Genomic DNA, 10,655 nt, shown 5'->3' with positions numbered 1-10,655 from the left:
TGCTGCTCAACCCCTGCCACTTCTATGGCGGCGCCAGCCTGGGGGTGGCGGTGGCCGACCTGCCGGGGCTCTCCACCGACTTCTACAGCGACGATGCGCGCACCCCGGTGCTGCAGGAAGGCGCCCGGGTGTATGCCGCCGCTTCACGGGGCGACGAATTCATCATCGGCGATGCCTACGGTTACCTGCGGGCCGTCAGTGAAACCGGCGAGGAACGTTGGCAGCACTACATCGGCTCGACCCTCACCGCCATGGACATCAGCCCCGACGGCAAGACCCTGGTGGCCGCGACCTATGCCGGGATCATCGTCAAGATCGCCCTGGATGGCGGACGACCGGACTGGCAGATCGGTACCGGCGAGCACCACGAGCTGCAGCGCTGGCTGTTCTGGAAGGACTTCGCCAAGCCCCTGCTGTGGTAAGGCGGCGTTAAACCGGCGGGCGCGAGAAACTCACCTGCAGTTGCAGGTGATCCGGATCATCGATCGCCCGCAGGTACTCCTCGACGCTGACCTCGCCGGCACTGGACCGCGCGCCCGGGGCCGGCACATGGCCGGCGAGCAGCTTGTGCACCACCGCCACCGCGGCGCAGCTGGGGATCTCCGGGCCGTGGTCGTGGGTGGCGGTCAATTGCGCGTGCATCGACAGCGGCTGGCCATCCTGGCCCAGGCCGTGAACATCGACGTACATGGCGCTGAGGCCGTCGCCGAAACCTTCGAACCAGGTACCGCAGCGATACAGACGCGCGGCCCAGGGCGCCGGGTCGGCGATCAGCCCGAGCTTCACCGCCTGGGCCAGCATGGCGTTGGCCAGCCCGGCGATCTTCAGCCCGGCACCGGCCTTGAAGCTCAGGGTATGGGCGCCATAACGCTCGGCGAACAGGTCCAGGTCCGGCACATCGACATTGGCCACCAGCCGCGTGCCGAGCCTGGGCAGCTTGCGCAGGGTCAGGCCCTGCCAGCCGATCACCGGGTGCGGCCGGCCGTCCTTGAGTTGCAGGATAGGTTTGCCGGCATAGGCCAACACGCCCTGGATGGTGGACAGGCCGGGCATCTTCGCCGAAGAGGAAATGCCGTGCTCGATGCGCTCGATGCGGGAAAAGCGCTCACGGTGTTCATCGATGATCGCCGCCGACAGGGTCGGCACCGAACTGCAGCCGCTGAGCAGGGTCACCCCGGCAGCCCGGGCCGCTTCATCCAGGGTGCCAATGCCGCGCACGAACTGGCGACAGTCGGCCAGGTCGCAGTAGTTGACCCCGGCCTCGATGCAGCCCCGGGCCACCGCGTAGGACTGGCCCTGGAACGGCCCGCCGGTATGGATCACCCAGTGCACCTTAAGGGCCTTGAGCGCCGGTGCCCATTGCGGCCCCATGGCATCGCCGCACCAGCCTTCGCAGGGCTGCCCGCCTTCAGCCTGCAAGGCCTGGACCTTGGCCGCGAGCTTGTGCGGGTCGCGCCCGGAAATCAGCAGATGCACCCCAGGGGTATGGATCAGATAGCGGCAGACGATGCTGCCGAAATTGCCATAACCACCGACCACCAACACCCTGAGCGTCATTGCCTACATCCTTGAACCAAGCCGTTGCGCAGCGTCAACGCTGCCATTCGAGGCGCGGCAGCTTGGTGGATTTGCCAGCGCTCGACAAGCCCCCGACTGCTTCCAGCATGCCCCGGAAGCGTTCCTGACAAGGGCCTGTAATATTCAGTTAGAAAAAAATGCCAATGCCGGTCCGGCATAATGCTATGCAAAATCCTCATCATCCACGGCCCTGGAGCGTGATAGCCTCGTCCTGCTATGTCGGCCTCGCATAATAAACCCGTCGGTTCGCGCAACCGAACGAGATAAAGACGCCTTGCTACCCACCTTTTTCATCTTCATCTGCCCAACTAACGTTTCGCTGTGAGCCGCTCTTTCCCCGGCTCGCCAAGGGAACTGATTGCAAAATTTGACTCGACCTCAACGTCGATCTCTCGATCCTATCTCGGAGCTGTTATGTCCAGGCTTTCCCATCAAGATTTGCGCCGCGGTTTCCGTGAACTGATCGCTTCCAACTCCTGCTACCACACCGCTTCCGTATTCGACCCGATGTCTGCCCGTATCGCCGCCGACCTGGGTTTCGAAGTGGGCATCCTCGGCGGCTCCGTGGCCTCGCTGCAAGTGCTGGCGGCCCCCGACTTCGCCCTGATCACCCTCAGTGAATTCGCCGAACAGGCCACCCGCATCGGCCGCGTGGCGCAGTTGCCGGTGATCGCCGACGCCGACCACGGCTATGGCAACGCGCTGAACGTGATGCGCACCGTGGTCGAACTGGAACGCGCCGGCATTGCCGCGCTGACCATCGAGGACACCCTGCTGCCGGCCCAGTTCGGGCGCAAATCCACCGACCTCATCTCGGTGGCCGAAGGCGTCGGCAAGATCCGCGCCGCCCTGGAAGCCCGGGTTGATCCGGAACTGGCGATCATCGCCCGGACCAACGCCGGCATCCTTCCGGTGCAGGAAATCATCAGCCGTACCCAGCAGTACGAGCGTGCCGGCGCCGACGCCATCTGCATGGTGGGCATCCGTGATTTCGAACAGCTGGAACAGATCTCCGAGCACCTGAGCGTGCCGCTGATGCTGGTGACCTACGGCAACCCGGCGCTACGGGACGATGCGCGCCTGGCCGAGCTGGGCGTGAAGATCGCCGTGGACGGTCATGCCGCCTACTTCGCCGCGATCAAGGCCACCTACGACTGCCTGCGCGAGCAGCGGCAGATCTTCACTCAGGCGTCGGACCTGAGCGCCACCGAACTGGCCCACACCTACACCCAGCCCGAGGAGTACATCGTCTGGGCCAAGGAGTTCATGAGCGTCAAGGAGTAACACCGGCGATTGGCCGGGGTGAGGCGCCACGCCTCAACCCTGGGCCGATTTCAGCGCGCCTTCCACGCAGTCGAGGATCTGCCCGATGGTCCAGGGCTTGCGGATGAAGGACACCGGATAACGCACCCCGGAACTCTCGGGGGTCTCGAAACCCGACATGACCACAACAGGCAACGACGGCCAGTGCTCACCGCACAGGTTGCTCAGGCTGGCGCCATTGAGCCTGCCGGGCATGGTGATATCGGTCAGCAGCAGCGCCACCTGCGCCGCCTCCTCCTGCAAGAATTCCCAAGCCTGATCGGCACTCTCCCGGGCCTCAGTGACAAAGCCCTCGTCCTCAAGAATCTCGCACAGGAACTCCAGCACCGTCGGCTCATCCTCCACCACCAGGATCAAGCGGGAGGTGGCGTCTGGGTTAACGGACGAGACTGGGCACATGGGGTAACACTCCCTGAGGGTTTGAGGACTCTACGGACAGGACCGCCGACAAGAGTTATGAGCGGCGACTTGACGATAAATTCATTCCCGATGCCCTCACTGTGTTTTTTTAGGACAGGTTCGAACAGGCCGGCGATAATGCCACCCCCCGATATCAGCGCAACAACACAGGCAGGTCATCCATGGAGTTCGACCCCCAACGCCTGGCCCAGGCCCGCCACCTGGTGGTATTCAGTGGTGCCGGAGTCTCGGCCGAAAGCGCCATCCCGACCTTTCGCGACGCCCTGACCGGGTTGTGGGAGAACTTCGATCCGGCGCGGCTGGCCACGCCCCAAGCCTTTCGCGAGGACCCGGCACTGGTCTGGGGCTGGTATGAATGGCGCCGCATGAAAGTGCTCCAGGCCGGGCCCAACCCGGCTCATCTGGCAATTGCCGAGCTGGCCCGACGCGTACCGCGCCTGACCCTGATCACCCAGAATGTCGATGACCTGCACGAGCGTGCCGGCAGTCCCTCGGTACTTCATCTGCACGGCAGCCTGCATCACCCCAAGTGCTTCGCCTGTAACCGCCCCTTCAGCGGCGAACTGCCAGAACCCGTGTTGCCAGAGCAGGGTTGCAGCCTGGAGCCCCCCCGTTGCACCGGCTGCAACGGCAAGATCCGTCCCGGGGTAGTGTGGTTCGGCGAGACCCTGCCACAGCAGATCCTCAAGACCGCCTTCAAGGCAGCCCAAGAATGCGACCTGCTGCTGTCGGTGGGCACCTCCGGGCTGGTGCAGCCAGCAGCGCAGATCCCACAACTGGCTCTGCAGCAAGGAGCCTGCGTGGTGCACATCAACCCACAGCCCCAGGCCTGCACGACGCCCCAGGAATACTGCCTGGTGGGCAACGCCGGACAGATTCTGCCGCAACTGCTGCGCCAGGCCTTTGGCTGATTCCCGGGCGCCGGCTACCAGGCCCGGGCGTGGGCGCACCCACTCAGCCCCGGCCCCCCTGTGCGCGACGACGCATCAGCAATAGAACGCAGACAAAAGAGGTAAGTGCCAGCGCCGAGTAGAACACCGCCAGAGGCCACCACTGACCGCCAAACTGCCCGGCGATCAGAGTTCCGAGCATCGGCGTGGTGCCGCCGATCAGGGCGCCGCAACCCTGGTATGCCAGGGAGATTCCGGAGTAGCGCTGGTGCAACGGAAAGATGTCAACGATGTAACCGGCAATCACTGCATAGAAGGCCGATGAAAAGATCTTGGTCAGCGAAATGCCGAGAATGATCATCAGGCTCTGGCCGGTGCCCACCAGGTTGAACATCAGGTACGGCACGAAGATGCTGATGGCCGACACCAGCAACAGGAAGCGTCCCGCACCGACCTTGTCCGCCAGCCAGGCAGCGATGGGCTGGTTGATCAACTGCACAATGGCCACCACCGACAGGCATTCGAGAATCACCTGGCTCTTGATGCCCATGAACTGGGTGGCATAGGCAATCATGAAGGTGTTGGTGAAATAGGCCGAGGAAATGCCGATGGTGCAGGCCCCCATCACCAGCAGAATCAGCGGCCAGGATTCACGCACCACCGTTTTCACCGGTGACTGCTGTTCGGTTCGAGCGGCGATGTCCTTGCGCCGTGCCTCGAATTCCGGCGACTCATTGACCCCCCGCCGGATGAGGAACGCCAGCAGCAACAGGAGCACGCTGCCCAGAAACGGCAGGCGCCAGCCCCAGGCCAGCATATCGGCCTCCGGCAGCGAACTGATGTAGCGGAAGGTCAGCAATGACAACACCAACCCCGCTGGGCTGCCCAATTGGGCGAACGAGGCATAGAAGCTCTTGCGCCGCTCTGGCGCATGTTCGCTGGCCAACAGCACCGCCCCGCCCCACTCGCCACCCACGGCGATCCCCTGCAGCACCCGCAACAACACCAGCAACACCGGCGCCATGAAGCCTATCTGTGCATAGGACGGCAGCAGGCCGATGCCCACTGTCGCGCCCCCCATCATGAATAGCGTGAGAATCAGCGAATACTTGCGTCCGAATCGGTCACCCAGATGGCCGAAGATAATGCCCCCCAAGGGTCGAGCGAAAAAACCCACTGCCAGGGTGGCAAAGGACGATAACGTCCCCACCAATTGGCTGCTGCCGGGAAAGAACACATGACTGAAGATCAACGCCGAGGCGGTGGCGTAGATATAGAAGTCGAACCACTCGATCAAGGTGCCGAGGAATGAGCCCAAGGCCGCGCGGATCGGTTGCGCGGCGGCGGGCTGGAGTGAAGCACTGCGAGTACTGGACATAGAACTTCCCAATCATTGGCATTGTTATAGGGGTTGCAGTGGCGTGCGGCCGTGGCCGCGCCGGGTCAATCCGGCCGGCGGGCGGTGTGCTCGCGGCTGGCGGTTTCGAACATCTGGGCAAATTGCAACAGGCTGCGCTCATCGCGATAGCGGCCGATGATCTGCAGCCCCACCGGCAAGCCCTGTTCGGTGAACCCGCAGGGCACGGAAATCGCCGGGTGCCCGCTCAGGGTGATCAGCGAACAGGATTGCATCCAGTCGATGTAGCTGTGCATCGGCTGCTCGCCGATGCACTCGACGAACGCCTGCTGTACCGGGAACGGCGGCACCTGGCTGACCGGGGCGATCAGAAAATCGTAGGTCTGCAGCAACTGCTGCATGTCGCGAAACAGCCGCGTACGAACCTGCTCGGCGCCGATCACATCCTCGGCGCTGAAGCTCTTGGCCAACTCGATGTTCCACACCAGGGTGTCCTTGAACTGTGCGCGATGACTCTGCAGCAACGACGCGTAGCCGCTGGCGTAGGTCAGTGCCCGCAGCACCTGGAAGGATTGGGCCGCACCGACGAAACTCGGCTCGGCGTGCTCGACACTGCAGCCCAGCCCGGCCAGGCGCCGGGCGCCGGCCTCGATCACGGTGCGAACCTCAGGGTCCACCGGCAGGCCACCCAGGTCCGGGCTGTAGGCGATGCGCGCAGAGCGAAAATCCGGCTCCGGCAAATGCGCGAATCCTTCGGCCGACTCCTGCAGCGACAAGGGATCACGAATGTCGGGGCCGGCGATCACGCTCAGCAGCAAGGCCACGTCCGCCACGCAACGCCCCATGGGGCCGGCCACGGTGAGCTGCCCGAAACTGTTGTTGTTGGGCCAGTTCGGCACCCGGCCAATGGACGGACGCAAACCGACGATGTTGCAGAAGCTGGCCGGGTTGCGCAGCGAGCCGCCCATGTCGGTGCCATCTGCCAGGGCCACCATGCCGCAAGCCAGGGCCACCGCCGAGCCGCCGCTGCTGCCGCCGCAGGTCATGTCCGGCGCATAGGGGTTCAAGGTGGCGCCAAACACCTGGTTGAAGGTTTGCGAGCCGGCACCGAACTCCGGCAGGTTGCTCTTGCCCAGCAGGATCGAACCGGCCTCGGCCTGGCGCCGCACGATCAACGCGTCCTGGGTCGGTACATGCTCGGCATATACCGGCGATCCCCAGGTGGTGCGCATGCCCGCGGTGGGGAAGGAATCCTTGTGGGCCACCGGCAAGCCATGCAGGGGCCCCAGTAGGCCGCCCTGGGCCTGGTATTCATCGGCGCGGGCGGCACGGCGCAAGGCGCCTTCGGCATCCAGGGTGACCAGGGCATTGAGCTGCGGGTTGCGCCGCTCGATCTCGGCCAGGCTGGCTTCGGTCAGTTCCCGAGCGGACAAGTGCCCGGCACGGATTTCCCCAGCCAGGCTGCAGGCCGATTGCATGACGAGGGAGGCGTCGGATTGAGTGCTCATCTTTTTCCTAAAAGTATCGTATAGCGATACTGCGTATTGTATTTTGATACTATTTATAATCCCAAGTGCCGGGTAGGTCAATATGCGCTACCCTGCTCGCCTCGCCCGGAGGGCAGCCCAGTACAGGAGCCAAGCAAGGTGTCAGAACAAGCCGGCGAACAGGCCAATCCACAGTTCATCGCCACACTGGAGAAAGGTATCCGGGTACTGGAGATGTTCCGCAGCGGCCACGCCTCTCTCGGCCTGACCGAGTTGGCGCAGAACTGCGACATGACCAAAAGTGCGGCGCAGCGCTTCACCTACACCTGGTGCGAGCTGGGTTACCTGCAAAAAGACGAGCGTTCGCGACGCTACAGCCTGACCCACAAGGCACTGGAGCTGGGCTTTCTGTACCTGAACTCGGATCCGTTGATCAGCAAGGCACTGCCGGCCCTGACGCGGATTCGCGAACGCTGCGCGCTGACAGTCAACCTGAGCCTGCTCAGCGGCCATGACATCGTCTATGTGATGCGCATCCCCGGCACCCAGCAGACCTTCACCGAAATGCTCCCCGGGCGCCGCATGCCGGCCTGGTGCACTTCCGCCGGACGCGTGCTGCTGGCCGCCCTGCCCGACGCACGCATCCGCGACAGCCTCGCCGCCCAGTCCCTGGAACCCTTCACCCAGCAGACCCAGGTAGATCGCCAGCAACTGTTCGAGGACATTCTGCAAGCGCGCCAGCAAGGCTATGCGCTGGCCAGCGAACAAGTGCTGATCGGCCAGATCGGTGTCGCTGCGCCGATCCGCAACCTGCACCTGCAGACCGTGGCCGCGGTGAACATCACCGCCTCACTGAGCCAGTGGCCGGCGGCGCGGATGGTCGATGAACTGGTGCCGTTGCTGATGGAAGCGACCCAGTCGCTGGTGATCGGCTGACCCGGCCTGCCACTGACGGCGCCAGCGCAACTGCTGCTGCGCACCTGGGCCTGACTCCAGGGCGGTTCATGCGCAACCGCCCGCCTCATTCAAGGAAGCCTCCGCATGTCGCAAGCCACCCCCACCCCATGGTTCGAAGCTGCCTGGGCGCAACGTGAAGAAGAACTCTATCCGGCGCTGTTCGGCGAGCTTGGCCCGGGCATCTACCCCCTGGACATGGCGCTGTTCAGCGAGGTTTTCGGCCAGACCGAGGTCGACCCGCGCTGGCTCAGCCACGGGGTCTTCGAATCGCCGCCCAACACCCGGCGCAACAGTTGGCTATACGTCACCTCGGGGCTGTCCAATGCCTGGGAAGATGTGCAACCCGAAGCCGATGGCTGGTCCGGCATGGGCCAGGAACTGCTACTGGAAACCCGCGAGCAGGCGCCCTGGGCCCTGCGCCTACTGCGTAAATTCTGTGCCTATCAACTGCTACTGGCCGCCGGCCGTTTCGGCGAGCAGCAGCCTCTGGGCGAATGGGATCGCATGCGTACCGGGCAACCCATCGACGGCAACGACAGCCTGTTGCAGGCATTGCTGTTCATCCCCGCGCCGGGTTTTGCCGGGCCCCAGCAGCTGCTTAGCGGGCGCTTCGAATTCCTGCAGATCGTCGGCCTGACCCTGGACGAACACACCTGGGGCCAGAACGCGGGTTATCCGGCCCTGCTGGAACACCTGACCCAGGCCGGAGTCTCGCCGGTAGCGGACCCGGCTCGGGCCAGCGTGTGCTGAAGGTCAATGAAAAATCCACCACAGCCGCGGCGGATCGTCATTTTTCCCGCCACGCCGGGCCAGCATGAGGTAGATTCAGACAGCGAATAATCTCGCGACGACGTTTGCTTTCTTGCCCTGCCGCTGGAAACCAAGCCCCGTACCGGTGGCTCTGTTCACTGCCCCGCCGTTTTTTCGCCACTGACCGCACATGGCGCGGTGGCGCCGATTTCAGGAAATGGATTAATGCCGCAAAGACAAGTGATCAATGCTTCGGTGAGCCCGAAAGGCAGCCTGGAGACTCTCTCGCAACGTGAAGTGCAACAACTCAGCGCCGCCGGCTCCGGCAGCATCTACACGCTGTTCCGCCAGTGCGCCCTGGCGATTCTCAACACCGGCGCCCACGTCGACAACGCCAAGACCATCCTCGACGCCTACCACGATTTTGAAGTACGCATTCACCAGCAGGACCGTGGCGTGCGCCTGGAGTTGCTGAACGCACCGGCCGACGCCTTCGTCGATGGCGAGATGATTGCCAGCACCCGGGAAATGCTCTTCAGCGCCCTGCGCGACATCGTCTACACCGAGAACGAACTGGACAGCCAGCGCATCGACCTGGACAGCTCCCAGGGCATCACCGACTACGTGTTCCACCTGCTGCGCAACGCCCGCACCCTGCGCCCCGGCGTGGAACCGAAGATGGTGGTGTGCTGGGGTGGCCACTCGATCAACACCGAGGAATACAAGTACACCAAGAAGGTCGGCCACGAACTGGGTCTGCGCAAGCTGGACATCTGCACCGGCTGCGGTCCAGGCGTGATGAAGGGCCCGATGAAAGGCGCCACCATCGCCCACGCCAAGCAGCGCATGAGCGGCGGACGCTACCTGGGCCTGACCGAACCGGGGATCATTGCCGCCGAAGCGCCGAACCCCATCGTCAACGAGCTGGTGATCCTGCCGGACATCGAAAAGCGCCTGGAGGCCTTCGTCCGTGTCGGCCACGGCATCATCATCTTCCCGGGCGGCGCCGGCACCGCAGAGGAGTTCCTCTACCTGCTGGGCATCCTGATGCACCCGGACAACCGCGACCTGCCGTTCCCGGTGATTCTTACCGGTCCCAAGAGCGCAGCGCCCTACCTGGAACAGCTCAACGCCTTTGTCCTGGCGACCCTGGGCGAAGCGGCGCAGAAGCACTACCAGATCATCATCGACAACCCGGCAGAAGTGGCCCGGCAGATGACCGAAGGGCTCAAGACCGTCAAGCAGTTCCGCCGCGAACGCAACGACGCCTTCCACTTCAACTGGCTGCTGAAGATCGACGAGGGCTTCCAGCGCCCCTTCGACCCGACCCACGAGAACATGGCCAGCCTGCAACTGAGCCATGCCTTGGCGCCCCACGAACTGGCGGCCAACCTGCGCCGGGCGTTCTCCGGCATCGTCGCCGGCAACGTCAAGGACCAGGGCATCCGCCTGATTGAACAGAAAGGCCCGTACAGCATCCACGGTGACCCGGCGATCATGCAGCCCCTGGACCAGCTGCTCAAAGCCTTCGTCGAGCAGCACCGCATGAAGCTGCCCGGCGGCGCCGCCTATGTGCCGTGCTACCGCGTGGTGAGCTGACCTTCAGCCCCTTCGGCTGTTGAACAGTGCCGCGCGCTCCCGGGGAGCGCGCGGCTTTTTTTGCCCGGCATTTGCCTCCCGCCCCAAACCGGCCCCTCACCTTTGCCTAGCTGAACCCCGGCAAAGAATGACCGGGCTGCGCCCATTTTGAAGAAAGCCAAGGGCTGGGCAAAAGCCTGCGCGGTTCCAAGCACAACCACCGGTTCGACCTGATCCTGCGCCAACCTTGACTGGCACCACCCCGGCTGACAACAGCGCCCCCCACCCCTGCAACGCCGTTGCACACGGCGTTAC

The 10,655-nt window shown here is 64.0% G+C and carries 9 protein-coding genes and 1 pseudogene; 6 read left to right on the top strand and 4 right to left on the bottom strand.

Annotated elements, in window-relative coordinates:
* A pseudogene (locus tag BLX41_RS35450) lies at positions 1–422 on the top strand (PQQ-like beta-propeller repeat protein); the annotation flags it as partial.
* 7 nt (positions 423–429) lie between these two features.
* Here the strand turns inward: BLX41_RS35450 and BLX41_RS15410 are convergent.
* Positions 430–1,557, bottom strand: coding sequence for a saccharopine dehydrogenase family protein (locus tag BLX41_RS15410; RefSeq protein WP_123725600.1), 1,128 nt, complete (start codon positions 1,555–1,557; stop codon positions 430–432).
* 435 nt (positions 1,558–1,992) lie between these two features.
* Here BLX41_RS15410 and BLX41_RS15405 point away from each other — a divergent pair, with 435 nt between their 5' ends.
* The gene (locus BLX41_RS15405; RefSeq protein ID WP_011060752.1) at positions 1,993–2,862 is read left to right on the top strand and encodes an isocitrate lyase/PEP mutase family protein; all 870 of its coding nucleotides are present in this window, start codon (positions 1,993–1,995) and stop codon (positions 2,860–2,862) included.
* Positions 2,863–2,895: 33 nt separating this feature from the next.
* Here BLX41_RS15405 and BLX41_RS15400 read toward each other — a convergent pair whose 3' ends face one another.
* Positions 2,896–3,300, bottom strand: a complete 405-nt coding sequence (locus BLX41_RS15400; RefSeq protein ID WP_123725599.1) for a response regulator — start codon at positions 3,298–3,300, stop codon at positions 2,896–2,898.
* Positions 3,301–3,482: 182 nt separating this feature from the next.
* Here BLX41_RS15400 and BLX41_RS15395 point away from each other — a divergent pair, with 182 nt between their 5' ends.
* Positions 3,483–4,232, top strand: a complete 750-nt coding sequence (locus BLX41_RS15395; protein ID WP_123725598.1) for an SIR2 family NAD-dependent protein deacylase — start codon at positions 3,483–3,485, stop codon at positions 4,230–4,232.
* A 43-nt stretch (positions 4,233–4,275) separates the two neighbouring features.
* Here BLX41_RS15395 and BLX41_RS15390 read toward each other — a convergent pair whose 3' ends face one another.
* Both BLX41_RS15390 and BLX41_RS15385 read right to left on the bottom strand, forming a co-directional pair.
* Complete coding sequence (locus tag BLX41_RS15390; RefSeq protein WP_123725597.1) at positions 4,276–5,589, bottom strand: MFS transporter; 1,314 nt, start codon at positions 5,587–5,589, stop codon at positions 4,276–4,278.
* A gap of 65 nt (positions 5,590–5,654) precedes the next feature.
* Positions 5,655–7,076 (bottom strand): amidase, encoded by a 1,422-nt coding sequence (locus BLX41_RS15385; protein ID WP_123725596.1) that lies wholly within the window; start codon positions 7,074–7,076, stop codon positions 5,655–5,657.
* A gap of 138 nt (positions 7,077–7,214) precedes the next feature.
* Between BLX41_RS15385 and BLX41_RS15380 the strand changes: the two genes are divergently transcribed.
* From BLX41_RS15380 to ppnN, 3 genes are all read left to right on the top strand, one after another.
* A complete protein-coding gene (locus BLX41_RS15380; RefSeq protein WP_123725595.1) occupies positions 7,215–7,991 on the top strand; it encodes an IclR family transcriptional regulator in 777 nt (258 codons plus the stop codon).
* A 105-nt stretch (positions 7,992–8,096) separates the two neighbouring features.
* Complete coding sequence (locus tag BLX41_RS15375) at positions 8,097–8,762, top strand: suppressor of fused domain protein (protein WP_123725594.1); 666 nt, start codon at positions 8,097–8,099, stop codon at positions 8,760–8,762.
* A 225-nt stretch (positions 8,763–8,987) separates the two neighbouring features.
* A complete protein-coding gene (gene ppnN, locus BLX41_RS15370) occupies positions 8,988–10,361 on the top strand; it encodes a nucleotide 5'-monophosphate nucleosidase PpnN (RefSeq protein WP_123725593.1) in 1,374 nt (457 codons plus the stop codon).
* Positions 10,362–10,655: the final 294 nt, after the last annotated feature.

The organism is Pseudomonas protegens (assembly GCF_003732485.1).
Taxonomy (GTDB): domain Bacteria; phylum Pseudomonadota; class Gammaproteobacteria; order Pseudomonadales; family Pseudomonadaceae; genus Aquipseudomonas; species Aquipseudomonas protegens_B.
The sequence above is the reverse complement of the archived record's forward strand: the minus strand, read 5'-3'. Positions and strand labels throughout refer to the sequence as shown.